At 38.1% G+C, this 23,174-nt stretch carries 26 protein-coding genes; 8 read left to right on the top strand and 18 right to left on the bottom strand.

Going from position 1 to position 23,174, the window contains the following annotated elements:
- Window positions 1-26: 26 nt before the first annotated feature.
- The 4 genes from mntR to DEX24_RS10945 all read right to left on the bottom strand — a co-directional run bounded on the left by mntR (window position 27) and on the right by DEX24_RS10945 (window position 4,122).
- Window positions 27-446: a transcriptional regulator MntR gene (gene mntR / locus DEX24_RS10930; RefSeq protein ID WP_109306462.1), complete on the bottom strand. Its 420-nt coding sequence runs from the start codon at window positions 444-446 to the stop codon at window positions 27-29.
- 115 nt (window positions 447-561) lie between these two features.
- Window positions 562-1,683 carry a GNAT family N-acetyltransferase gene (locus DEX24_RS10935; RefSeq protein WP_109306463.1) on the bottom strand — a complete coding sequence of 374 codons (1,122 nt, stop codon included), beginning with the start codon at window positions 1,681-1,683 and terminating at the stop codon, window positions 562-564.
- A gap of 22 nt (window positions 1,684-1,705) precedes the next feature.
- Entirely contained in the window at window positions 1,706-3,799 is a 2,094-nt protein-coding gene (locus DEX24_RS10940; protein WP_222592621.1) for a heavy metal translocating P-type ATPase, read from the bottom strand.
- Entirely contained in the window at window positions 3,796-4,122 is a 327-nt protein-coding gene (locus DEX24_RS10945; protein ID WP_246131359.1) for an ArsR/SmtB family transcription factor, read from the bottom strand. Before DEX24_RS10945 ends, DEX24_RS10940 begins: the two co-directional genes overlap by 4 nt.
- Window positions 4,123-4,260: 138 nt before the next feature.
- Between DEX24_RS10945 and DEX24_RS10950 the strand changes: the two genes are divergently transcribed.
- On the top strand, window positions 4,261-5,244 hold the full coding sequence (locus DEX24_RS10950) for a P1 family peptidase (RefSeq protein ID WP_109306466.1): 984 nt from the start codon (window positions 4,261-4,263) through the stop codon (window positions 5,242-5,244).
- 120 nt (window positions 5,245-5,364) lie between these two features.
- Here DEX24_RS10950 and DEX24_RS10955 read toward each other — a convergent pair whose 3' ends face one another.
- From DEX24_RS10955 to DEX24_RS10975, 5 genes are all read right to left on the bottom strand, one after another.
- The gene (locus tag DEX24_RS10955) at window positions 5,365-5,712 is read right to left on the bottom strand and encodes a fluoride efflux transporter FluC (protein WP_109306467.1); all 348 of its coding nucleotides are present in this window, start codon (window positions 5,710-5,712) and stop codon (window positions 5,365-5,367) included.
- Window positions 5,709-6,074 carry a fluoride efflux transporter FluC gene (locus DEX24_RS10960; protein WP_109306468.1) on the bottom strand — a complete coding sequence of 122 codons (366 nt, stop codon included), beginning with the start codon at window positions 6,072-6,074 and terminating at the stop codon, window positions 5,709-5,711. The genes DEX24_RS10955 and DEX24_RS10960 overlap by 4 nt, the downstream gene beginning before the upstream one ends.
- Window positions 6,071-6,826, bottom strand: coding sequence for an exodeoxyribonuclease III (locus DEX24_RS10965; protein WP_109306469.1), 756 nt, complete (start codon window positions 6,824-6,826; stop codon window positions 6,071-6,073). The genes DEX24_RS10960 and DEX24_RS10965 overlap by 4 nt, the downstream gene beginning before the upstream one ends.
- 261 nt (window positions 6,827-7,087) lie before the next feature.
- Entirely contained in the window at window positions 7,088-8,011 is a 924-nt protein-coding gene (gene murB, locus DEX24_RS10970; RefSeq protein ID WP_109306470.1) for a UDP-N-acetylmuramate dehydrogenase, read from the bottom strand.
- 80 nt (window positions 8,012-8,091) lie between these two features.
- Window positions 8,092-8,397 (bottom strand): winged helix-turn-helix transcriptional regulator, encoded by a 306-nt coding sequence (locus DEX24_RS10975; protein WP_109306471.1) that lies wholly within the window; start codon window positions 8,395-8,397, stop codon window positions 8,092-8,094.
- Window positions 8,398-8,739: 342 nt separating this feature from the next.
- Here DEX24_RS10975 and DEX24_RS10980 point away from each other — a divergent pair, with 342 nt between their 5' ends.
- Window positions 8,740-9,270 carry a YceI family protein gene (locus DEX24_RS10980; protein WP_109306472.1) on the top strand — a complete coding sequence of 177 codons (531 nt, stop codon included), beginning with the start codon at window positions 8,740-8,742 and terminating at the stop codon, window positions 9,268-9,270.
- A gap of 67 nt (window positions 9,271-9,337) precedes the next feature.
- Here DEX24_RS10980 and DEX24_RS10985 read toward each other — a convergent pair whose 3' ends face one another.
- The 4 genes from DEX24_RS10985 to DEX24_RS11000 all read right to left on the bottom strand — a co-directional run bounded on the left by DEX24_RS10985 (window position 9,338) and on the right by DEX24_RS11000 (window position 12,503).
- Window positions 9,338-9,823 (bottom strand): P-loop NTPase family protein, encoded by a 486-nt coding sequence (locus DEX24_RS10985; RefSeq protein ID WP_109306473.1) that lies wholly within the window; start codon window positions 9,821-9,823, stop codon window positions 9,338-9,340.
- A 149-nt stretch (window positions 9,824-9,972) separates the two neighbouring features.
- Window positions 9,973-10,623, bottom strand: coding sequence for an FMN-dependent NADH-azoreductase (locus DEX24_RS10990; protein WP_109306474.1), 651 nt, complete (start codon window positions 10,621-10,623; stop codon window positions 9,973-9,975).
- Between the two features lie 134 nt (window positions 10,624-10,757).
- A complete protein-coding gene (locus tag DEX24_RS10995) occupies window positions 10,758-11,465 on the bottom strand; it encodes a DsbA family oxidoreductase (RefSeq protein WP_109306475.1) in 708 nt (235 codons plus the stop codon).
- A gap of 117 nt (window positions 11,466-11,582) precedes the next feature.
- Entirely contained in the window at window positions 11,583-12,503 is a 921-nt protein-coding gene (locus DEX24_RS11000) for a manganese-dependent inorganic pyrophosphatase (protein ID WP_109306476.1), read from the bottom strand.
- A gap of 271 nt (window positions 12,504-12,774) precedes the next feature.
- On the opposite strand from DEX24_RS11000, the gene DEX24_RS11005 reads away from it, so the two are divergent.
- Window positions 12,775-13,578 carry a GNAT family N-acetyltransferase gene (locus DEX24_RS11005; RefSeq protein ID WP_109306477.1) on the top strand — a complete coding sequence of 268 codons (804 nt, stop codon included), beginning with the start codon at window positions 12,775-12,777 and terminating at the stop codon, window positions 13,576-13,578.
- Between the two features lie 267 nt (window positions 13,579-13,845).
- Here DEX24_RS11005 and menC read toward each other — a convergent pair whose 3' ends face one another.
- Window positions 13,846-14,952, bottom strand: coding sequence for an o-succinylbenzoate synthase (gene menC / locus DEX24_RS11010; RefSeq protein WP_109306478.1), 1,107 nt, complete (start codon window positions 14,950-14,952; stop codon window positions 13,846-13,848).
- 10 nt (window positions 14,953-14,962) lie between these two features.
- The gene (locus DEX24_RS11015) at window positions 14,963-16,135 is read right to left on the bottom strand and encodes an amidohydrolase (protein WP_109306479.1); all 1,173 of its coding nucleotides are present in this window, start codon (window positions 16,133-16,135) and stop codon (window positions 14,963-14,965) included.
- Between the two features lie 97 nt (window positions 16,136-16,232).
- Between DEX24_RS11015 and DEX24_RS11020 the strand changes: the two genes are divergently transcribed.
- Window positions 16,233-16,532, top strand: coding sequence for a nucleotide pyrophosphohydrolase (locus DEX24_RS11020; RefSeq protein WP_109306480.1), 300 nt, complete (start codon window positions 16,233-16,235; stop codon window positions 16,530-16,532).
- A gap of 85 nt (window positions 16,533-16,617) precedes the next feature.
- Here the strand turns inward: DEX24_RS11020 and DEX24_RS11025 are convergent, their stop codons facing one another.
- Window positions 16,618-17,838: an MFS transporter gene (locus DEX24_RS11025; RefSeq protein ID WP_373863548.1), complete on the bottom strand. Its 1,221-nt coding sequence runs from the start codon at window positions 17,836-17,838 to the stop codon at window positions 16,618-16,620.
- Between the two features lie 218 nt (window positions 17,839-18,056).
- Between DEX24_RS11025 and thrC the strand changes: the two genes are divergently transcribed.
- The 4 genes from thrC (at window position 18,057) to DEX24_RS11045 (ending at window position 21,319) form a co-directional block, all read left to right on the top strand.
- Window positions 18,057-19,109, top strand: a complete 1,053-nt coding sequence (thrC, locus tag DEX24_RS11030; RefSeq protein WP_109306482.1) for a threonine synthase — start codon at window positions 18,057-18,059, stop codon at window positions 19,107-19,109.
- A complete protein-coding gene (thrB, locus tag DEX24_RS11035) occupies window positions 19,106-19,999 on the top strand; it encodes a homoserine kinase (protein ID WP_109306483.1) in 894 nt (297 codons plus the stop codon). Before thrC ends, thrB begins: the two co-directional genes overlap by 4 nt.
- Window positions 20,000-20,198: 199 nt before the next feature.
- A complete protein-coding gene (locus DEX24_RS11040; RefSeq protein ID WP_109306484.1) occupies window positions 20,199-20,615 on the top strand; it encodes an Rrf2 family transcriptional regulator in 417 nt (138 codons plus the stop codon).
- Window positions 20,616-20,692: 77 nt separating this feature from the next.
- Window positions 20,693-21,319, top strand: coding sequence for an NAD(P)-dependent oxidoreductase (locus DEX24_RS11045; protein WP_109306485.1), 627 nt, complete (start codon window positions 20,693-20,695; stop codon window positions 21,317-21,319).
- A 76-nt stretch (window positions 21,320-21,395) separates the two neighbouring features.
- Here DEX24_RS11045 and zupT read toward each other — a convergent pair whose 3' ends face one another.
- Together zupT and DEX24_RS11055 are read right to left on the bottom strand one after the other, a co-directional pair.
- Window positions 21,396-22,205: a zinc transporter ZupT gene (zupT, locus tag DEX24_RS11050; RefSeq protein WP_109306486.1), complete on the bottom strand. Its 810-nt coding sequence runs from the start codon at window positions 22,203-22,205 to the stop codon at window positions 21,396-21,398.
- 65 nt (window positions 22,206-22,270) lie between these two features.
- Complete coding sequence (locus tag DEX24_RS11055) at window positions 22,271-23,152, bottom strand: LysR family transcriptional regulator (protein ID WP_109306487.1); 882 nt, start codon at window positions 23,150-23,152, stop codon at window positions 22,271-22,273.
- Between the last annotated feature and the right edge of the window lie 22 nt (window positions 23,153-23,174).

Consider the following 23,174-nt stretch of genomic DNA (forward strand, 5'->3'; position numbering starts at 1 on the left):
TAATGACTCCTTTCATATGACTGCTTTTATTCAGCCTGATGATTTCTAACATTTTCAAGCTTTTGAATAATGTCGGGGTTTTGTTCTAAAACATGTATTAAATCTGCAATGCGGTCGATGGAAGTCCAGCTTAAATGATGTTCAATACCTTCAACATCATTGTAGATCAGTTCTTCGTCCACGCCGATTAAGCGTAGCATTTTTTCTAGAAGACTATGTCGATCGACCAGCCTTTTACCTAGCTTCATTCCTTTAGGGGTTAAAGATAAACCACGATATCGCTCATAAACTAAATAATCGTCCTTATCAAGTTTTTGAACCATCTTAGTTACAGAGGATGGAAGTACTGATAAAGCTTCTGCGATATCCGAGACACGTGCATAGCCCTTTTGATCAATTAGTAAATAGATCTGTTCGATATGATCTTCCATACTAGGTGTCGGCATCCAAATTCCCTCTCTTTCAATATCTTATCCTTCTAGTTTACTACATGAGGAAGTAAAACGTAACTACTTCGAAAGAAAGGTCAATAATTTGTACTAATCAGAACGTTTTTACTTTTTAACGAGTAGTCGATTCGTCAATCATCGAGTAAACGCAAGTGTCTCTCAACTGTAGTCCACTGGCGTTTAATCTATCATTTCTTAATATACCCTCAAAATCAAATCTTGCTCGTTCTGCTACTGCACGACTTTTAACATTATCGCGGTCACAACGAATTTCAATGCGTTTTGCATCTAATTCTTCAAAAGCAAATTGGGCAATGCGAATCGTTGCTTCTGTCATATACCCTTGTCCTTCAAATTTTTCATCAACCCAATAGCCAATTTCAAATTTAGGAATCGTCCAATCGATATTGTGTAAACCCGAACTACCAATAAAATCACCTGTTTTTTTATCGAAGAGATGTAAACGTAAGTCTTGGCGTGCAAAAAAATCTGCATGTGCTTTACGAATGGTCTCTTTTACTTGTTCATAAACTGGTTCTTGTTGCGCCCATATCATAAAGGGTTTCAATCCTTTTGCTGATCTAGACATGGCATCATACACCGCATCTGCATCCGTAAGTTCTGGAATACGAATCAGTAGTCGCTCCGATTCAAAAGAGGGTTCAAAATCCCAATTGATTTGAGGAGGCATTCTTTTTTCTTCCACATCGTCCCAACCGACTGGCGTTGTCGTACCAGCATCATAATCCTCACGCGTCATACCATAAGTAATCGCATCATAGTATTTCTTTTCTTTTGGCACATACCATGCTTTACGGAAATGTGCTTCTTTGACGAAACCAACACGTTCAAAAGTTCGACGCATCGCCACATTATCTTGACGTGTATGACCTTCTAACCTTATTTTATTTTCAGGTAAGCCAAAAACATATTCCGTCACGAGATGTAAACCGATTAAACCATAGCCTTTTTCACGATATTGTTCAGCGATTCGTAAATCGAAAACAGGAATATCATCTTGTAAATCATATAGCTGTACGACGCCAACCTTTTGATGATCGTCATCTTCTATCCAAAATGTTTTTACTTCTTCCGACTCATAACCACCTTCTTCAATCGCTTTTTCAATAATTTCTCTACCTGGATGCGATTGAACATGGTAAGGCCACACACTTGTCGTCAAAAAGTGAATAAGTGGTTCCTGTTCTTCAATTGTCCATTCTTTTAATTTCATAAAATCTCCCCCCATACAACCATTATTTCTGTATTTTTAATAATCTTAATGAGTTAAAAACGACAATTAATGTCGCACCCATATCTGCAAATATTGCAATCCACAATGTCAGCCAACCTGGTATAACAAGCAGTAGTGCAATTATTTTCAATGCCAATGCAAAAGTAATATTTTGTTTGATAATCGTTAGTGTTTTTCGACTCAAGCCAACAGAATAAGGTAATTTTTGAAGATCATCGGCCATCAATGCGACATCTGCTGTTTCAAGAGCAGTATCTGTACCGGCTCCACCCATCGCAATTCCTACCGATGCGGAAGCAAGTGCAGGTGCATCATTAACACCATCACCAACCATCGCTACTTTATAGACTTGCTGTAGATCACGTATTACCACGAGTTTGTCTGCAGGCATTAAATCTGCTTTTATATCATCTAATGGCAACTTTTTACCGATTGCTTGTGCAGTTGATTGCGCATCGCCAGTAAGCATCAGCAGCTTTTTGATTCCTAGTCGTTTTAACTTTTGAAGTACATCTACCGTATCTTCACGCAACTGATCAGCAATTGCAATATAACCTGCAAACTGACCATCTATAGCCGCGACAATTAAAGAATTACCCGCATTTTGTAAAGCGGTCATTTCGTCTTCAAGCTCTTTAGAAACAGCTGTTTCTTCGGCAATCCAACGAACGCTGCCAATTTGTACAATCGATTCATTCACTTGTGCTCTAACACCCTTACCGGTTACCGATTGAAAATTGTTACTCGTTAACTGTACTGTATTTTGCATATGCGCATAATCGATTACAGCGCTGGCAAGTGGATGTTGGGAACTACGTTCTACAGCGATAATATACGCCAAAACATCCCTATTTTCAAGTGTTTGAAATTGCGCGGTAGTAACTGTTGGGACACCCTTTGTTAAGGTCCCTGTTTTATCAAACGCAATCGCATCAACATGGCCTAACTCTTCTAAATGAATACCACCTTTGATCAATACGCCCTGCTTTGCCGCATTACCGATTGCCGTCACAATCGCAACAGGTGTTGAGATAATAAGCGCACATGGACAACCTACTACTAGTACAGCTAACCCTTGATATACCCAACGTGCCCAATCACCTGTAATGAGTGATGGAATAACAGCAATTAACAATGCGATTATCATAATAGCGGGTGTATAATATTTTGCGAAACGATCTACAAATTGCTGTGATGGTGCTTTTTCTGCTTGTGCTTCTTCCACTAAATGAATGATTTTTGCAATGGTTGTATCCTCGACATGTTTTGTCACTTCTACTTCAAGTGCACCTGTATCATTTAGCGTTCCTGCAAAAACTTCATTACCTATCCCCTTTGACACCGGCATAGATTCTCCTGTAATTGCTGCTTGATTGACCGTTGACTGCCCCTTTATGACAACCCCATCCATGGCAATCTTCTCTCCAGGTTTAACGAGTAATAGATCACCAATTTCAATGGCTTCTGTTGGTACTTCCATTTGTTGATTTTGACGTCTTATTAGCGCTTTTGGTGGTGCGATATCCATTAGTGAGCGAATCGACTGGCGTGCCTTATCCATCGAATAGGCTTCAAGTGCTTCACTCACCGCAAAAAGGAATACGACAACGGCAGCTTCCTTCCATTCACCTATAATGGCTGCACCAATAATTGCAATCGTCATTAATGTTTTCATATCAAAATCTAGTTTTAAACTATTTTTAAAACCATCAATGAATATCTCTGTACCACCAATAAGAATTGCCACTACAAAGAAGAAAATCGTTAACGGAGCTTTTTCACCAGCTGTCAACGATACGATGTAACCGATGACGACAAAAACCAAGGCAATTACTGCGACAATATTCTCTCTTTTTTTATAAAAAGGTGTTTTAGGTGACAGATTACTTTGTTGTTGCCTCTGCACCTTTATACCGTCGAAAGCGCCTGCTTGATCAATGTCATCTTCTGTCACATCCCCCTCAATGATTACCTTTGATGCACCAAAATTCACTTTTGCCTCCTTGACATCTGGCAACTTATTTAAATTATTTTCAAATTTCTGAGCACAATTTGCACAGCTTAAATTGTCGATTCGGTATTCTTTCATCGTCATTGCTCCTTCGAATGAATTTCTGCTATTTGAATTAATTGTTCAATATGTGCATCTGCAATTCGATAAAATATTTGTTTACCACGACGTGTTGATGAAGCGATATGATGTTCTTTTAAATACAAGAGATGATGAGAAGCCGTAGCAGTTGAACTACCAATGAATTGCGCGACATCTTTGACACAGAGTTCTTCTTTATGCACAAGAGCATACATGATTTTTAAACGAGTGGTATCTGCTAACGCTTTAAAAATTTGGGCCATATCTTGTAGTTTATGACGATGAATTTCTTCTTTTAACTCCAATAAATAGGGCGAATCCGTCATAATCATCCCCTCACATTCAAATATTCATTTGATTGTCTACAGTATATCTAAAATGTACTGTTTTTTCAAAATATTCATGAAGTCATTTGAATCTTTACATAAATTTGCGTATTGTGAAGGTATGAAGGAGCTGTTCATATGCGTAAAGGAATACATAATCAATTAATCGATGTACCTGGTATCAAGTTGGGTCACCAAACGCTCTATAAAAAGTTAAATGATGCGGACACAATTTGTACTGGTGTCACAGCAATTTTGCCACATGGAGGCAATCTTTTTTTGAATAAAATACCGGCTGCAAGCTTCGTCCTAAACGGTTTCGGAAAATCAGTGGGCCTTGTACAAATCGCTGAACTTGGCGTCCTAGAATCACCTATTATGCTGACGAATACCTTTAGTGTTAGCGCGGTCTTAGATGGCACTATGACCTATATGCTCGACCAAAACCCAACAATTGGAGATACGACAAGTTCATTGAATATTGTCGTCGGTGAGTGTAACGATAGCTATTTAAATAGCATGCGTTTACGCGCCATACAGCCGAGTGATGCACTTGCTGCGCTTCATCATGCCACGTCTAGTCCTTTCGAACAAGGAGCTGTTGGTGCAGGTAAGGGAATGATTTGCTATGAACAAAAAGGGGGCATCGGTTCATCTTCGCGTATTGTCGAGATGGCAGATCAACCATTCGTCGTTGGCGTATTGGCCTTAACGAATTTCGGAAATGCCGGCGAATGTAAGATGGCTAGTTGGTCCGACAAAGATATAGATAAACCGGATGGTTCCGTCATCATTATTGTGGCTACAGATGCACCATTATCTGATCGCCAACTGCAGCGTTTAGCTAAACGTGCTGCCATCGGTTTAGGTCGTACAGGGACACATATTCACAATGGTAGTGGCGATATTATACTGGCCTTCTCTACCGGCTACACTATCCCCCACAATCAAGATGATCCACTCTCTACTCCACAACGTTTTGTACGTGACGATAGTAAGCTTATGAATTTCCTTTTTACAGCAACAGTCGAAGCGACGGAAGAAGCAGTTTATCAATCACTTATTCATGCCGAAACAACGATTGGTCGACAAGGACGCCAGATTGACAAAGCGCTATTTTAATAGTTCTTACTAAGGACTAACCGCTAGATTATCAAAGAATAAAAAAGGAGAAGCGGCGCTTGAAGCCGTTTCTCCTTTTTCATGTGAATATTTAGGAAGTAAGTATCGTTCATCCCTATTTTATAAGGTATAACCAAGGACCACCGCTATAAAGCTAAAAATAATCATGCAAAGACAGTAGTATAGGCATATATTATAACGTTTAGCATCCAATAATCTAAACGCATCAAATGCAAAACTTGAAAATGTCGTGAAACCACCAAGTACACCTGTTATAAAAATCGCTGAAAAAATAGGTTCATCAAGTGTATGGTGCACAGCCCAACCACTAAAAAATGAACCGATGCTATTGACGATGACCGTTGCAATTAGAGATGGACGGTGATATTTTGTAACGAGTCGTATCACACAGTAACGCAACACTGCACCGATTCCACCCCCACAGGCAATCAGTAAAAGAAGTATCATTTTTTATGTAGAACTCCTTTCGTCGCAAGCAACCAACCACATGAAGTAAGTGCAATACAAACTAATGGCATACCTACTGCATAGGCTGCTGCCATTAGTGGTGTTCGTTCTAGTAATTGCAACCATTGCGTGCAAAAAGCAGAGAATGTTGTAAATGAACCGAGCAATCCTACTAGTAAAAATAATGACATTTTTTTATCTTGCCTTGTCCTATAATAGCCTTGTAGTAACCCAATCATGAAACTACCTATAACGTTGACGATCCATAATGATAACCAAGTTGTCGTATAGAGCATGACCATACCACGTAAAAATGTCCCGATAAACCCACCTAAAAAGACAATAGCAAATGTCGAAATCATTGTGCAAGTTCTAGATAGACTGGACAATGATCACTACCTAGGACATGATCATGAATGTCTACAGCTACTATTTTATCGCTAAGAGCTTGTGACACGATGATGTAGTCAATACGCCATCCAATATTACGTTCACGAACTTTACTCATATAAGACCACCATGAATATCGTTCTGCTACATCTGGGTTTATATGACGGAATGTGTCGATAAATCCTGCTTTTAACAAGCGTGTCATACGTCCTCTTTCTTCATCTGTAAACCCAGCATTTCCGATGTTTGAACGTGGATTTTTCAAATCTATTTCTTCGTGTGCTACATTTAAATCCCCACAATAAATAACTGGTTTCTCGCTATCCAATTGCTTTAAATAAGCCTTTAATTCATCTTCCCATTGCAACCGATATTCCAAGCGCGATAAATCTCTTTTAGTATTAGGTGTATAAACCGTCACAAGAAAAAAATCATGATATTCTAACGTAATAATACGTCCTTCTTCCTCTGTATCCTGATCACCGACACCATACTTTACAGCTAGTGGTTCATGTTTTGTAAAAATAGCTGTACCTGAATAACCTTTTTTCTGTGCATAATTCCAATATTGATAGTAACCCGGCATCTCCAAGTCAATTTGACCGGCCTGACATTTTGATTCTTGAATACAGAAAAAATCTGCATCAACCGAATTAAAATAATCCATAAATCCTTTTTTCACTGCAGCTCGAATACCATTTACATTCCACGATACTATTTTCATCTAAATTCCTCCATTATGTAAAAGAGCCTGGGACAGAACAAAAATAGTATGTCTCCCATACGAATCATCAAATCAATTGAACGCGCAGAAAACGACGCCTGCTGGAATAGCATAAGCTGAAACCCCCTCAGAAACGCAGTGACGAGGCGTTTGAAGCCATGTCCGCGGAAATGGATTGAAATGAATAATCCCGTATGATTTTTCGAAATCATACGGGATTTTCTCTGTTGAAAATACTTTTGTCTCAGGCTCATTTATTAATTATTTTATTATGATACGATCTTCACCAACAATTTTAACTTCTGTCTCTAAATCAATATCAAATTTTTCTTTAACGATGCGTTGAACCATACGGATTGTTTCAATATAATCGGTTGCCGTCGCATTATTTTTGTTAATGATGAAACCGGCATGTTTCGTAGATACTTCTGCTCCACCAACACCCATTCCCTGCAAGCCACTATCTTGTATAAGCTTCCCAGCAAATTGACCTGGAGGGCGTTTAAAAACGCTACCTGCTGAAGGATATTCCAGTGGTTGTTTCGATGTTCGTTTAAATGTAAAATCCTCAATCGTTAAATCAATTGTTTGTTGATCACCTTTTGTTAATTCGAAAATAGATGATAAAGCGTAATATCCTTTAGAAGCGATAATACTTTTACGATAACCTAATTCTAGTTGTTGTTTTGACAGGACGACGATATCTCCTTCAAAAGTAAGTACTTTACAGCTATGGATAACATCATTAATCTCACCACCATAAGCACCAGCGTTCATGGCCATTGCACCACCAACAGATCCTGGAATACCGCAAGCGAATTCTAATCCAGATAACCCTTCAGCTGCAACCGCTTTTGACACATCAATAATTAAGGCTCCAGCTTGTGCATGTACGGTTGTACCATCGATGTGAATTTGATCGAGCATCGATAGATTTAACACGATTCCTCGCATACCGCCATCGCGTACAACCATATTAGAGCCGTTGCCTAATAGGAAGATTGGGATATCATTTGCACGTGCGTACTTAACTACTGCAGCCGCTTGCTCTTCCGTTTCAGCCATGACAAAAACATCGGCAGGACCGCCAAGTTTAGTCATCGTATATTTATTTAGTGGTTCATCTATTTTTACATTCTGTGGATTAACAATTTTAGATAAATCCTGTAGCCATTGTAATTTCATAGTAAAAAAGCCATTCCCTTCTAGATTCAAGTCATATATTAGTATGAATATCCAATAAATATTTTACAAGTAATTCTCTATTAAAGCCACTTTTTAGACCATTTTTCAATTTCATCGATTGCATTTTTCATATCTTGGCCTTTGTCAGTTAAAGAATACTCAACTCGAACAGGAATTTCAGTGTACACATGTCGTTCTACAAGCTCTTCTTTTTCGAGCTCTTTCAAACGCTCTGATAATAAGCGACCACTAATAGGAAGATCCATTTGGATTTGATTGAAACGCTGTGGACCATCTAGAAGCTCGTATAATATCAAACCAACCCATCTTTTGCCTATTAAATCCATAGCTTTAGATAGTCTTGGACATAGTTCTCTTTGTTCCATTTTCTTTCACCTCGATTTCTTCTATTGTAACGATTTCAGTGCTAAATGTAAAATCACGTAACTTATTTACATAACGTAACTTACAAACTAATTTCAATTTACTTACTATAAGTAATTGTTTATTATTACTATCTTTATTCATGCTTAAACTACTTGATCAAGTGATTTTCACCTGTCCTATCGATAAATGTTTCACGTAATCCATATGGGGAAATGTATAGTGAACGACAACCATTTCAATAAATAATTTTATCTCGAATTAAAAACTCTTGATTTCAAGATAAAATTAAGGTATGCTTATTTCAAGTTAAAAAACACAAACATTTTAGGAGGAAATATACAATGACTAAATCAATTTTTAAATTAGACGGCGCACACTCAAACTTAGGATTCCAAGTAAAACACATGATGATTGCAAAAGTGAAAGGTTCATTCGATACTTTTGAGGCACATTTGAACTTAGATCCAGAAGATTTAACAACAGCTGAAATTGAATTCACAATTGATACTGCAAGTATTGATTCACGCAATGAAGATCGTGATACACATCTACGTTCTGCTGATTTCTTTGATGTCGAAGTTTATCCGAAGATGACATTTGTAGCGACAGATATTAAACGTGTTTCTGATGGCGAATATAAATTAACTGGTGACTTTACGATTAAAGGTGTCACTCGCCCAGTTACTTTTGATGTTGAATACGGCGGCAGAGGTATGAATCCATGGGGACTTGAAGTAATCGCGTTTGAAGCGGAAGCAAAAATCAACCGCAAAGATTTCGGCCTAACTTGGAATAATGCTCTTGAAACAGGCGGTGTATTAGTAGGCGACGAAATCAAACTTAAAGTTGATATCGAAGCAAATCCACTATAATTATTATTCTTCAACATAAATAAAGATGAGAGAAATGATTTCTATCATTTCTCTCATCTTTTTGTCGTCATAAATTTTCTAAAAAAGCAGCTGCTTGCTCTCGCGATTTGAAAATAATAATATCTTTATCTTTAATTTCATTCAACCAGGAGTAAATTTGTGGCAAACTTTTTTGGGGGAAATCTAAAATCCATTGCTTAAATTCTTCATCGAATGTCATTTCCGTCCACGGCAAATCTTCCCTCGCATTACCAATACGTGATTTTGCACCATCCAAACATAATTCAAGAGGATAATCCAACAAAAAAACGGTATCGCATTGTTCTAAACGCATAGGAATGGTTCGGTCGTAATTACCATCAATAATCCACTTTTCATCTGCCATGATTGCTGTTAAATCTGCATCAAATTCTGATGGCGTTCTATGCGAACGATCTTTTTTATGCCAAAGTAAATCCAGATAAAAAAGAGGGATGTTTATTTTTTCAGTTAGTTTTCTAGAAAAAGTACTCTTTCCTGCACCAGGGCAACCAATCACTATAATTTTTTTCATCGTCATCACCTCATCTGATATTTCTATCATTTATTATATGCATAAATAGGAAGAATAGCGCGATCATAATCAATGAACTCAAAAAAAATAAACAGATCGCATTACTCTTGTAGAAAGAGCCATGCGACCTGTTCAGTACAGTTTAGCTATTAAGCGTTCACTGTTAAATTAGCTAGTTTAGCTACAACTGCTTTAACAGCTTCGTATCCAGCTTCTTTAATTTCGTCTGCTTTTGCAGGCATAGCGTTATGACCTTCGATGATTACTTCATCGATAATTTCCATACCGAATACACCACCAACGACAGTTTTAACGTAATTTACAGCCATTTCCATGCCAGCAGTTTCTGGTGTAGAGTAGATACCGCCACGTGCATTTAATACGATTGCTTTTTTATCAGTTAATAATGATACTAAGTTACCGTTTGTATCATATTTGAATGAGAATCCAGCAGCGTATGTGTAATCAAAGAATGTTTGTAATTTAGCAGGAATTGTAAGATTCCATAATGGGAATGCATAAACAACAACATCTGCATCCGTAATAGCTTGACGTGCTTTCGTTTGAGCAGCCATAACAGCAGCTTCAGCTTCGTTTAACTCTTGACCCTGTGCTAATTTACCATAGGCATTGAATACTTCTTGGCCAAAATATGGTGTATTTTCTTCGTAAACGTCGTAAGTTGTTACTTCAAGGTTTGCAACATTTTTTGCTGCTTCCATGAATACTTCGTACATTTTACTTGAAACGCCTTCTGTAGAAGGACGGTTATTTGCTTTTACTACTAATACTTTAGTCAATGTAATCTCTCCATTTTCTCTGGTTGAATAATTTCTTTTTATGAAATAATTAATATCTCAAATTCAAGATAGTTACTATATTAAACAATATAAAGAGCATAGTCAATAACTATGCTCTACAACTTTTGGCCGAATTATATTTCACATGAATCATCTGTACAAACGCCAGCATTTCCGTTACCCATCATTTTAAGAGCTGGATGAATACCTGCTTCTTCAGCAGCTTTTGTAACAGTTTCTTCAAAAACTTGTGCTGGTTGAGCGCCTGAGATTGCATACTTATTATCAATGACAAAAAATGGTACACCTTGCACGCCTAATTCTCTTGCTTGCGCGATGTCAGCTAAAACATCTGTTGCGAAGGTATCATCTGCTAAAACATTTTTCACTTCATCTTCTGAAATACCAACTTCAGCTGCTAATGCGATTAGTACTGCATCTTGACCAATCTTTTGACCTTCTTCAAAATAACCTTTTAATAAACGTTCAGTTACTTGTTGTTCTTTGCCGATCGTCGCAGCATATTTTGCTAAACGATGCGCTTTAAATGTATTGGCTGATGCCATTTTATCGAAATCATAGTTTAAGCCAACAGATGCTGCACGTTGTTTAATACCTTGCGTTTGGGCTTGTGCTTGTTCTTCAGACATACCATATTTTTTCGATAACATAGAATATACCGTTTCATCTGAGTCCGCTGGTGTTCCTGGATCTAATTGATAAGCCATATATTCGACTTCGACTTGATCCTTAAACCCTGTAGTTGCTAATGCGTTTTCCAATTCTCTCTTGCCGATATAACAAAATGGACATACATAGTCCGACCATACTTGAATTTTCATTATTATTTCACCTCCGATTCATTGTATAGGGCGGTCATATTAAAAAGCAATTATTCTGTTTCCATAAAAAAAACGTCGTCAAAGGACGCTAAAATCCTTTGACGACGTTCCTCTTTTTTATAGTACGTTTGTTAGTGCTGGTACAATTTGTTTTTTACGCGACACAATATCTTTTAATACAATTTGGTTATTTACTAAAGGTACTCCAAATGCTAGTGCTGATTTTGTTGCTAACACGCCTGCTGGTACCGCTATTGAATCATTGTTTAAAATATCGGTAACGACAAAGAAGAATAAGTCTAAGTCCTTGGTAGCTACTTCATTATTTAATAATTCTTCTAGTTGTGCTTGGCGTGCAAGAACATCATTCACATCTACAGCGTTAACTTGTGCGATGACAACTTTGGCATCACCCATTACAAATTCTTTAGCATCCAATGACAGCAAATCTTCTAACGATTTATCCGACAGATCTGCTCCTGCTTTTAGCATAGCTAAACCATACTCTGCTAAATCAATACCTGCCTTAGCAGCTAATTCATTTGCAGCGACAATATCTTGCGGTGTACAAGTTGGTGATTTAAGAAGCAAAGTATCTGACACAATAGCAGATACCATTAATCCAGCATAGTTTGCTGGGATATCAATTTGATGCTCCTTGAATAATTTATTGATGATGGTTGCTGTACAACCGACTGGTTCTGCACGATAGTATAGCGGGTTAGCTGTTTCAAAATTTGAAATTCTATGATGGTCGATGACTTCTGTGATTAAAACATCTTTAATGTCGTTTGCTGATTGTTGGAATTCATTATGATCCACTAAGATAACGGCATCAGCATCGGCGACTGTATCTGTTAAGCGTGGTGCTTCAAAACCGAATTTCTCAAGTGCGAAAGCTGTTTCGTTATTAATTGTACCTAAGCGAAGTGCTTCTGCATCAACGCCTAATTGCTGTTTTAAATAAGCGTATACTAACGCGGATGTAATGGTATCGGTATCTGGGTTTTTATGGCCAAAAACATATGTTTTACTCATATTTGTAATTCCTCCTAAAGAAATATATATAGTCGTTTATCCGTAAATATTCTACCATATTTCACATTAAAAAAGAATATTGCTATTTGTTTATCACAGTTCTCTCTCACCATCATAAAACTATCTACACATGAATTTAAAGTAGTTATTTTTACCTAACCAAATAAATAAAACACCATATTAATAATTTTTTTCATATTTTTTAGTTAATATTTCACAAATACTATGATACTATTTTGATATGTCCTAACTTCTAATAAGAGGGGTAGTAATGAATATTAATATTGAGAAGAAGTATATTCCTTTAGCCAATTATTTTAATGCAACTACTGAAGCTGCTTTCAAGCTGTCTTTTACTGAAATTGAAACAATTATCGGTCAAAAGTTACCGAATGCAGCCTATTTAAATCAAAGTTGGTGGAAAAAAACAAAACCACCACTTCAGCATTATTTAGCTTGGACAAGTAATGGTTATATCGTGTCAAAAGTACAACCTGGTTACTTCATCCATTTCGAAAAGCCACAGCATACAATTACAGATAAGCTGTATCATACTGAAGATAAACAATGCACGTTTATCATCCGACCGGCTGAACTGGATGATGCGCGAAATATTTTGAACTTACAAGACCAATTCAGTTTGGACAATAGTATTTTCTTTTGCGATCATATGACCATTCCCCATACGACACAAAGCCTTAGGAAAAAAATTTCACAATGGCATTCATCAAAATCAGGTCATTTACTCACAGCGATTGTAGATGGCTCGATTGGTGGCATCATCCAAGTGGTTGGCAATGCGTCACCTGCAATGGCGCATCGTGCAGAAATTAATATTGGCATTTTGCCGCAATATGAAACACAGCATATTGATTTAGCATTATTAGAGACAGCTGAACAATGGGCTAGGCAAAATGGGATTAATCGCCTTGAATTATCAGTTCTAAAAGCACAAAATAGGACAATTAAGCGCTTTGAAAAATTTGGTTTTTCAATCGAAGGTATTCGTCAGAATGCGCTATTTATTGACGGTCGTTATGAAGATGAATTCTATATGGGTAAAGTGTTACTTTAATCCATTTTACAGCTATTCCAGAAGTATGGCAGCCTCTCTCCTCTATTTTCAAACAATGAAAATAGCTTAGGGTACGCTACACTACAATTGGAATGGTTTTTTTGTTGACAATTATTTTGATTGGATCTCTCGTGTATAAAGGACGATGACGCCAGTTCGAAATTGATGAATAGAAAAAATCGGTGTAATTTAACGTAGCGTCGTTATTTTCTACTAGTATAAAATAGGTCTAAACCGATTCACCTACGGCATAGACCTATTTCAATATTATTCAAATAACTGTTTATCTATTGTAAAATATTCATAGGCATCCTGGTTAACATCATAACCAATTCCCGGTCTCTGAGAAAGATGGATTACACCTTGATCAACCATTACTTCCGGGCTAATTATATCTTCGGCAAAATAATGGCTTGATGCAGCGGTATCACCCGGCAGACTAAAATAAGGAAGTGATGCAAGTGCTATACTATGTGCGCGGCCAATACCTGCCTCTAACATACCACCGCACCATACTTTCATACCCGCCTGCTGTGCAGCGTGATGAATTAGTCTTGCCTCTTCCATACCACCTACTCGCGCAATTTTAATATTAAAGATTTTACAAGCTTGTAGCTCAATAGCTGTCATGGCATCTTTCAAACTACAGATACTTTCATCTAAGCAAATAGGGGTCTTCAACTGCGCTTGTAATGTCGCGTGTTGCACAATATCATCTGCAGCAAGTGGCTGTTCAATCATCAGTAAATTAAACTCATCTAAACTTTGCAAAAGTTCTAAATCATCCAGAGTGTAGGCTGAATTCGCATCGACCATCAATGGTAGTTCTTTATAGCGACTACGGATACTACGAATCACTGCGATATCCTGACCCGGTTTTATTTTCACTTTTACCCGCTTGTAGCCGGCTAGTAATGCCTGGTCTATTTTTTCATATAGAGCTGCTGTTGTTGTTTGCAAACCGATACTAACGCCAATGTCTATCGTTGACTGCGTACCACCGATTACCTGATAAAGGGGTTTATTTTGCTTTTTAGCATATACATCCCATATCGCCGTTTCAATAGCCGCCTTTGCCATTGCATTCCGACGATAGACCATCAATAACCGTCGCACATCCGATGGATGATTCAACTCTTGTTTTAATAATGCAGGAATGAAAAATTGTTGAAGCATATACCAACAAGTTTCCACTGTTTCTTCCGTATACCATGGTGCTTCAAAAGCATCACATTCTCCGTACCCAACAAAACCTTGCTCATCATATACTTCTACAATGATAAATTTTTTATCTTGGACGGTTCCAAAACTTGTCGTAAACGGATTTTTCATACGCATTGTCATTTTTCTCAAAATAATTTTAGTCAATTTCATTCTATCAATCCTATCTATTTACAACTGCTTGTTCTTTGCGTGCTTGTTGCAATGCACCAATTACAGTGCGTGTTAAAATTTCCACACCGACGATTAATTGTTGATCATTAAATGTCATATGTGGATGATGCAATCCAGGTACTAGACCACAACCTAAACCAAGCATCGCTGCTTTAATCGTTGGTCTTTCCTTTGTATAAAAGTGAAAATCTTCACCACCAGGCGTCACAATTTCTTCAGCTAAATGCTCCGCTCCTGCTGTTTCTATTATTGCTTGCCGTAATAGGTCACGCGCTGCATCACTGACTTCAGCTGCCGCAATATCAACTAAAACCTTCTGCGAAATCCGGGCATTGTACATTTCTTCCACCGCACGTATACCACGATCAATTCCTGCACTTAGCTGCTTCATTGCGACATTTGTTTGCGCTCTGGCATCCATTGTCAAAATAGCTTTTCCGGGAATAATATTCCCCGATTCACCACCAGCTTGGAAGCGTGTGACCTTCACCGACCATGGAATCGTTGTATCGACATGAATGGCCTTCAATGCATCGACTAAACTACTGCCAATTTCAATAGCATTCTTTCCTAAATGTGGTCTTGCAGCATGCGCTTCTTCTCCATAAATTTCACATGATAACATCATTGAAGCACCATGATGTAATGCGGGACTAAACATACCATCTTGCAACTCTTGTATCGGACGTAAATGGACACCGAATAAATAATCGACATCATCCATAATACCACGATCAACTATAGCTAATGCACCCTGCCCTTTTTCTTCTGCAGGTTGGAATATGACGCGGATCGTACCAGAAGAAGACATGTCCAATTGCTGTTCTTCAATCAGTTTTTTTAACAGCAAGCAACAGCCTATAGCCATCGTCATATGACCATCATGACCACATGAATGATTAGCCTTCATCTCGCCACCTACATCCTGCCACAAAGCATCAATATCCGTACGTAATGCTACGACAGGTGAACCGCTACCAATTTCAATATAAAGTCCTGGTATCGTATCAAATAAATGGACATCAAAATTATGTTCTTCCAATAATTGAGCGATATATTTTGTTGTCTCTACTTCATGCCAACTGCGTTCCGGATTATTATGCAAATGTGTAAAAACTGTCTCAAGTTGTTTTTTTAGAGCGCTCATTACATCACTATTCATCTAGTCATCCCATCCTTTAATGTTTGTAAATCTTACTTTTTCTTTCATCCTATTTGCGTTATACTATTTTAACTATTTGGAAAGAAGGTGTGAGGTTATGCAAAAAATCATTAATGAAGTAGTAGATTTTCGTAAACAACGTGATTGGCATTTAGAACAAGATCCTCGAAGTTTAGCCATCTCCGTATCTTTAGAGGCAAGTGAATTACTCGAATGTTTTCAATGGACATCAGGCGCTCAGGCTGTGGACAAATACCCGCAGGAGATAAAAGAAGAAATGGCCGATGTTCTTATATACTTAATCGCGCTTGCTGATACGATGGCAATAGACCTCTCAAAAGCTGTCAGTGAAAAATTGGTGAAAAATACTGTTAAATATCCAGTACCCCAAAAATAATAAACTTAACTTAAAAATCAGTTGAACTTATTATATTTCATCACGCTAAAGAAAGCTCACTTCGTGTAGAAGTGAGCTTTTTAGATTAATCTAATTCAAGTTGTTTTGTTTCTTTGCCTAAAAAGATAATGGCAAAAATAGCGATGACAATTGCAGCGGTAAAGATTGAGAAAATCACACCAATATCGACAGATTTAACAGTTAAGGTCCCGACAACCAATGGTCCTAAAATACCTCCGATTCGCCCAACAGCAGCTGCCATTCCAGCACCGGTACCACGAATAATCGTTGGATAGTTTTCTGGCGTATAGGCATATAGCGCACCCCATGCACCAAGGTTAAAGAATGATAAGAACATGCCTGATAGCAGTAGTAGCGACGGTGTATCTGCAAAACCAAAAGCCAATGCACTAATCGCTGTTCCCAACAAATAAACCGACAGAACAAACTTCCTGCCCAGTTTTTCGATAATCCATGCTGCTGTAAAATAACCCGGTAATTGCGCTAATGTCATAATCAAAACATATTCAAACGATTTAATCAGATCAAAACCTTTCATAACCATAACGCTTGGTAACCATAAAAACATGCCATAATAAGAAAAGACAACCATAAACCAGACAATCCATAACATCAATGTATTCTTGGCATATTTCTTCTGCCAAACTGCTTTCATATTTTGCCAAATAGGTTGTCGTTTATCCTTATTTGCTTCATATTTTGGTGAATCTGGTAAGCTAATACGTAAATAAATGGCATAAAATGCGGGAATTGCGGTTAATAGTAACGCTACGCGCCAACCATACGTTGGGATGACAAAATAAGAAATAAGAGCAGCTAACAACCAACCGCCCGCCCAAAAACTTTCAAGTAGTACGACGACGCGTCCTCTTTCCTTCGGTGCAACGCTCTCAGATACAAGCGTTGAAGCAACAGGTAGCTCTCCACCTAGACCTAGACCTACGAAAAAACGTAACACCATAAAAGCGGCAAGCGTTGTCGTCAATGCGGATAAACCGCTTGCGACTGAAAAGATCACAAGCGTCCACATAAAGACAGCTTTACGACCATATTTATCTGCAAAGAGTCCGAAGACAAGTGCTCCTACTGCCATTCCTACAGAATTAATACTGCCAATCCATCCCATCTCTGTTGGTGTCAGCTGCCACTCTATGGCTAATGCCGCAATTACAAAAGATAATATACCAACATCTAATGCATCAAATAACCAGCCGAGACCAGCAACTGCTAGTAATTTATTGCGCGTAATCGGTTTTTTTTGTTGTTGTTTTTTTGTTGTCACAATAGAACCTCCAAGTGTCTTGTCATTAGTATACTCACTAATATACATCTTTTCTTGAAATGTGACAATATGTAGATAAATTCAAATTGTTCCGATAATTTACGCAGAACTATAGATATATAAGTCAAAATACGTTAAAATGTCCAGTATAGAAAAACAGTTGTCCTCTTGAAAGAAACAACTGTTTAAAAATACGAACGCTACTAAAAGGAGACATTCATATGTATAAAGGATTAATCGATCACTATAAAGAATTTTTACCGGTAAATGACAACACGCCTGCACTAACTTTGCATGAGGGTAACACACCTCTTATCCACTTAGATACTTTATCGCAAGAACTTGGAATCGACTTATTCGCAAAATATGAAGGATTAAATCCGACTGGCTCATTTAAAGATCGAGGTATGGTTATGGCTGTTGCTAAAGCAATTGAAGAAGGTAGCAAATGTGTTATTTGTGCTTCGACAGGTAATACATCTGCTGCTGCTGCTGCTTACGCCGCTCGTGCGGGTATTCAGTCATTAGTTGTTATTCCAAAAGGAAAAGTAGCTGCCGGCAAGTTGGCACAAGCCTATATGTATGGTGCTAAAATCATTGAAATTGATGGTAATTTTGATGAGGCATTACAAGCGGTTCGTGATATTAGTGAAACGACGGATGTTGCACTCGTAAATTCAGTAAATCCTTATCGCTTAGAAGGACAAAAAACAGCTGCTTTTGAGGTATGTGATCAATTGGGTGATGCACCAGACATTCTTGCTATTCCTGTCGGTAATGCTGGTAATATTAGCGCCTATTGGAAAGGATTCAAAGAATATAACGCCAAAAAAGGCACAAAACTACCAAAAATGTTTGGCTTTGAAGCGGAAGGGGCTGCGGCGATTGTACAAGGCGCACCTATTGCTAAACCAGAAACAATTGCAACAGCCATTCGTATTGGTAACCCCGCAAGTTGGGCACTAGCTGAAGCTGCACGCGATGAATCACAAGGGATCATTGACTCGGTAACAGATGAAGAAATTTTAGATGCTTATCGTCAAATTGCTGCAAAAGAAGGCGTATTTGCTGAACCAGGTTCTGCTGCCTCAATTGCTGGTGTTATTAAATCGGTTCAAAACGGTAAAATCGCCGCTGGTAGTCGTGTCGTTGCTGTATTAACAGGTAACGGATTAAAAGATCCAGATACAGCAGTTAATGCCTCGACAGTCGATCTCATCTCACTACCAAATGATGAAGATAAAATCCGTGCTTATATCGAGAGTGTCCTATGACAAAAACTTGGTCCATTTCCGTTCCCGGAAGTACAGCAAATCTTGGGCCAGGATTTGATTCGATTGGACTAGCATTAGGTCTTTACTTAAAGCTTGATGTTACTTTACAGCCGCAATGGCAATTCGTACATCATTCTGAACATTTACCGGTAGATGTTACCGTAGAAGAGCATCTCATCTATAAAATTGCACAACAAGTTGCACACTATTACAATGTCGTTATACCAAATTGTCGTATTGATCTGTACAGTGAATTACCTCTAGCCCGCGGTCTTGGAAGCAGTGCTTCAGCAATCGTCGCTGCCATTGAAGTGGTTAATTTACTTTGTCATTTGCAGTTAACTGACTATGATAAATGCCTGTTGGCCTCACAGTTTGAAGGACATCCTGACAATGCCTCTGCTTCTGTTTATGGTGGCTTGACAATTGGTGCGACCTTGCCAGATGGTAAGCTCCACATAATCAATGAAAAAAATTTGCATGCCTCATTTGCTATTATTATACCTAATTTCGAGTTAAAAACGGCCGAGGCTCGTCTCGCTTTACCAAATAGCTATGACAAAGGTTACGCTGTTCATGCAAGTGCCTATGCCAATATGTTAACTGCCGCTCTCTTAAAACATGACTATGCCCTTGCAGGGCAATTTATGGAGGCTGATTGCTTCCATGAACCTTTTCGCGCAAAACTCATTCCTGATTACGAGAAAATCCGTCAACTTGCAAAATCATTTGGTGCCTATGGTACATCCATTAGTGGTGCAGGCCCTACGATGATTTCATTAGTTGACCCAGCAAAAGTATCGTCATTGGTCGCGCAGCTACAAAAACATTATCCACATTATGAAATCAAAGCGGTATCCATCGATGATGATGGTATTGTCACTAAATAACGTTACAAGGCTCAAACAAAATATATCATCTACCGTTTTTAGGGTTCGCAACAAAAAACCGAAATCGCGCCATACAGCGCAATTTCGGTTTTTTTTGCTCAGATATGGCAATATTTTATGCGTATGTCCCAGCCTCATTTTTTATAGTTGACATATTACTATCCTGTAACTATAATAGTTACAATAGGTGGTGAGCATTATGGTGAATAGTCGTTTTTCAGTCGCCATTCATATTTTGTCATTAATTGCTACCGTAAAGGACACCGGTTTGTTAACATCCGACTATATCGCAGGAAGCGTCAATACAAATCCTGTCGTTATTCGACGAATTAGTAGTATGTTAAAAAAAAGTGGTTTAATCAAATCATCCCCTGGAGTGGCAGGTTATGCACTAACAACAGAACCTCAACATATCAATTTATTGACTGTCTATAAAGCGGTTCAACCTCAGGGAAATTTATTTGCCATCCATGAACAACCAAATCCGGAATGTCCGGTAGGTAAGCGTATTGAATCGACATTAGATGATGTGTTCTCAAACGTCCAAACAGCAATGGAAAATGAATTGAAATGTCGCACGCTACAAGATATTTTGCAGCATCTTGACATAAAATAGGTCAACTATTTAGTTGATCTATTTTTTCACCACACCTGTAATCACTTTAGTTACAACTAATAGGAGGAATAAATCACATGAAAATTGCAATTATTGGTGCCACAGGCAAAGCAGGACAAAAAATTACACAGGAAGCCCTACTACGTAAGCTGGATGCAACCGCCATCGTACGTGACGCTAAAAAATTAACATTTGCCATACCAACAATAGAAAAGGATGTTTTATCCTTAACGGTACAAGATCTTGCGCCATTCGATGTTGTAATCAATGCATTTGGCGCACCATTTGGTCAAGAAGAACAACATGTTGTAGTTGGTAGACATTTGATCTCATTATTACATGGACTTACCACACGCTTAATCGTTGTTGGAGGTGCAGGTTCATTATTCGTTGATAGTGCTAAAACGCTTAAAGTAATCGATACGCCTGATTTCCCAGCTGAATTCGTCGCAACCGCTTCAAATCAAGCTAAAAATCTTGAAGATTTACAAGCATCTACAATAAATTGGACATTTATAAGTCCATCCGCATTTTTTGATGTCGATGGACCACGCACAGGTAGTTTTATTTTAGGAAAAGACAATTTATTGGTAAATGCTGCTGGTACAAGTTATATTTCTTACGCTGATTTTGCCATTGCGATGATTGATGAAGTACAAAATACTACACATATTAAACAACGTTTTACAGTAGGCACAAAGTGATTTTTAGATATTAAAAGAGCATCACCTTCTTATTGGCAGTTATACACTGCTACTAATCTGGGTGATGCTTTTCTATTTACACTAATAATACAAGGCTAGCGGCCATGACTGCCATACCAATAATGACACCATACATAGATGTATGCGTTTCATCATATTCACGAGCGGCTGGCAATAATTCATCTAATGAGATGAACACCATAATACCTGCTACACCGGCGAAAATTATACCAAACATCGTATCTGTTAAAAATGGCATTAATAATAAGTAAGCGGCAATTGCACCAACCGGTTCTGATAATCCGGATAAAAAAGACAGTTTGAATGCTTTTTTACGATCGCCTGTTGCGTAGTAAATTGGCACAGCTACTGCAATTCCTTCTGGAATATTATGAATTGCTACAGCAATTGCAATTGCTAATCCTAACTGCGGGTCCTCAATTGCTGACATAAATGTAGCTATACCTTCTGGAAAATTATGAATAGCAATTGCCAATGCTGTAAAAACACCCATTTTTTTGAGCTTAACAAATTCATCAGCAGTTGGCCCCTTATCGATATCTTCCACGCGCTTTACCTCATGGGGATTACCACTTTTAGGGATGAGGCGATCAATGAAAGCAATGAGCAGCATGCCACCAAAAAAGCCCAATACTGTATACGTATAACCAAGTTTTTCACCTTGACTGGCTACAAGTGAATCCTTTGCTTTTACGAAAATTTCAACGAGTGACACATAAATCATTACCCCTGCTGAAAAACCGAGGGCAAAAGATAAAAATTTCGTGTTTGTACGTGATGTAAAAAACGCGACGAGGCTACCTACTCCGGTCGCTAAACCGGCAAATAACGTCAATGCTAATGCGTATAATACTGTTGAATCCATCATCCACCTCTTTTTATCAAATTGTCTATTTGCATTATATCAAAAAAGTTTCACAACGGAAAGTTTTATACTTTTTTCAATTCATCTATTATAAATTGTTTAAAGTATTTTGTAACATCCGGTAAATAGCGCCCCGCAATCGAAGCAATCCCGATAATACGTTCACATGTCACATCATGAACATGTAGACGTTTCACTTTAAAACCGTCTAATTTTGTCATATCTGGTAATAAGGCGACACCAAAACCTGCCTCGACAAAGCTCGCTACCGTATGAAATTCTTCTCCTTCAAAAACAATTTTAGGTGCAATCCCCACATCATCAAAAAGTTGTTGTTGAATTTGGCGCAAGGAATTGCCTCCTTTAATTGTCACAATCGACTCATGCGCTAATTCTTGTAATGAAATACTTTTTAGATGCGCTAATCGATGCTGCTCTGGCACGACAACATATACTTCTTCTCGCCATAATTCCAGCCATTCTATTAAAAAATCGCTTTCTGTGTATGGGATTAAACAAATATCACATACGCCATCATTCAAATCTGTTATTAAATGCAATGAATCTCTTTGAATAAATTCAAAATGCATATTTGGGTATTGCTCATGAAAACCTTTGACAACTTTTGCGATTAATTGCGTGCCAATTGAATGAGTAAAACCAACGCTTACGGTACCTGAATTCGGAGTGACTAAATCACGTATTTCCTGCTTTGCATCCTCCATCATTTTCGTAATTGGTAATGTACGTTCTAAAAATAATTGTCCGTAGCGATTTAAGCGGATTGCCCGTCCAACACGTTCAAATAGCGGCGCTCCAACTTCCCCCTCCAACTGCGAAATGGCTTTACTTAGCGCCGGTTGAGAAATATTTAATAGCACAGAGGCCTGCGTCATATGCTGCATTTTTGCTACTGTATGAAAATATATTAATTGTTGAAAATCCACATTGCTCTCCCCTATTCATAAT

The sequence above is a fragment of the Kurthia sibirica genome (assembly GCF_003143975.1).
GTDB classification, from domain to species: Bacteria; Bacillota; Bacilli; order Bacillales_A; family Planococcaceae; genus Kurthia; species Kurthia sibirica.

Coding starts and splice junctions, on each gene's coding strand:
- mntR (WP_109306462.1), bottom strand. CDS start 446: ATGCCGACACCTAGTATGGAAGATCATATCGAACAGATCTATTTACTA.
- DEX24_RS10935 (WP_109306463.1), bottom strand. CDS start 1,683: ATGAAATTAAAAGAATGGACAATTGAAGAACAGGAACCACTTATTCAC.
- DEX24_RS10940 (WP_222592621.1), bottom strand. CDS start 3,799: ATGACGATGAAAGAATACCGAATCGACAATTTAAGCTGTGCAAATTGT.
- DEX24_RS10945 (WP_246131359.1), bottom strand. CDS start 4,122: ATGACGGATTCGCCCTATTTATTGGAGTTAAAAGAAGAAATTCATCGT.
- DEX24_RS10950 (WP_109306466.1), top strand. CDS start 4,261: ATGCGTAAAGGAATACATAATCAATTAATCGATGTACCTGGTATCAAG.
- DEX24_RS10955 (WP_109306467.1), bottom strand. CDS start 5,712: ATGATACTTCTTTTACTGATTGCCTGTGGGGGTGGAATCGGTGCAGTG.
- DEX24_RS10960 (WP_109306468.1), bottom strand. CDS start 6,074: ATGATTTCGACATTTGCTATTGTCTTTTTAGGTGGGTTTATCGGGACA.
- DEX24_RS10965 (WP_109306469.1), bottom strand. CDS start 6,826: ATGAAAATAGTATCGTGGAATGTAAATGGTATTCGAGCTGCAGTGAAA.
- murB (WP_109306470.1), bottom strand. CDS start 8,011: ATGAAATTACAATGGCTACAGGATTTATCTAAAATTGTTAATCCACAG.
- DEX24_RS10975 (WP_109306471.1), bottom strand. CDS start 8,397: ATGGAACAAAGAGAACTATGTCCAAGACTATCTAAAGCTATGGATTTA.
- DEX24_RS10980 (WP_109306472.1), top strand. CDS start 8,740: ATGACTAAATCAATTTTTAAATTAGACGGCGCACACTCAAACTTAGGA.
- DEX24_RS10985 (WP_109306473.1), bottom strand. CDS start 9,823: ATGAAAAAAATTATAGTGATTGGTTGCCCTGGTGCAGGAAAGAGTACT.
- DEX24_RS10995 (WP_109306475.1), bottom strand. CDS start 11,465: ATGAAAATTCAAGTATGGTCGGACTATGTATGTCCATTTTGTTATATC.
- DEX24_RS11000 (WP_109306476.1), bottom strand. CDS start 12,503: ATGAGTAAAACATATGTTTTTGGCCATAAAAACCCAGATACCGATACC.
- DEX24_RS11005 (WP_109306477.1), top strand. CDS start 12,775: ATGAATATTAATATTGAGAAGAAGTATATTCCTTTAGCCAATTATTTT.
- menC (WP_109306478.1), bottom strand. CDS start 14,952: ATGAAATTGACTAAAATTATTTTGAGAAAAATGACAATGCGTATGAAA.
- DEX24_RS11015 (WP_109306479.1), bottom strand. CDS start 16,135: ATGAATAGTGATGTAATGAGCGCTCTAAAAAAACAACTTGAGACAGTT.
- DEX24_RS11020 (WP_109306480.1), top strand. CDS start 16,233: ATGCAAAAAATCATTAATGAAGTAGTAGATTTTCGTAAACAACGTGAT.
- thrC (WP_109306482.1), top strand. CDS start 18,057: ATGTATAAAGGATTAATCGATCACTATAAAGAATTTTTACCGGTAAAT.
- thrB (WP_109306483.1), top strand. CDS start 19,106: ATGACAAAAACTTGGTCCATTTCCGTTCCCGGAAGTACAGCAAATCTT.
- DEX24_RS11040 (WP_109306484.1), top strand. CDS start 20,199: ATGGTGAATAGTCGTTTTTCAGTCGCCATTCATATTTTGTCATTAATT.
- DEX24_RS11045 (WP_109306485.1), top strand. CDS start 20,693: ATGAAAATTGCAATTATTGGTGCCACAGGCAAAGCAGGACAAAAAATT.
- zupT (WP_109306486.1), bottom strand. CDS start 22,205: ATGGATTCAACAGTATTATACGCATTAGCATTGACGTTATTTGCCGGT.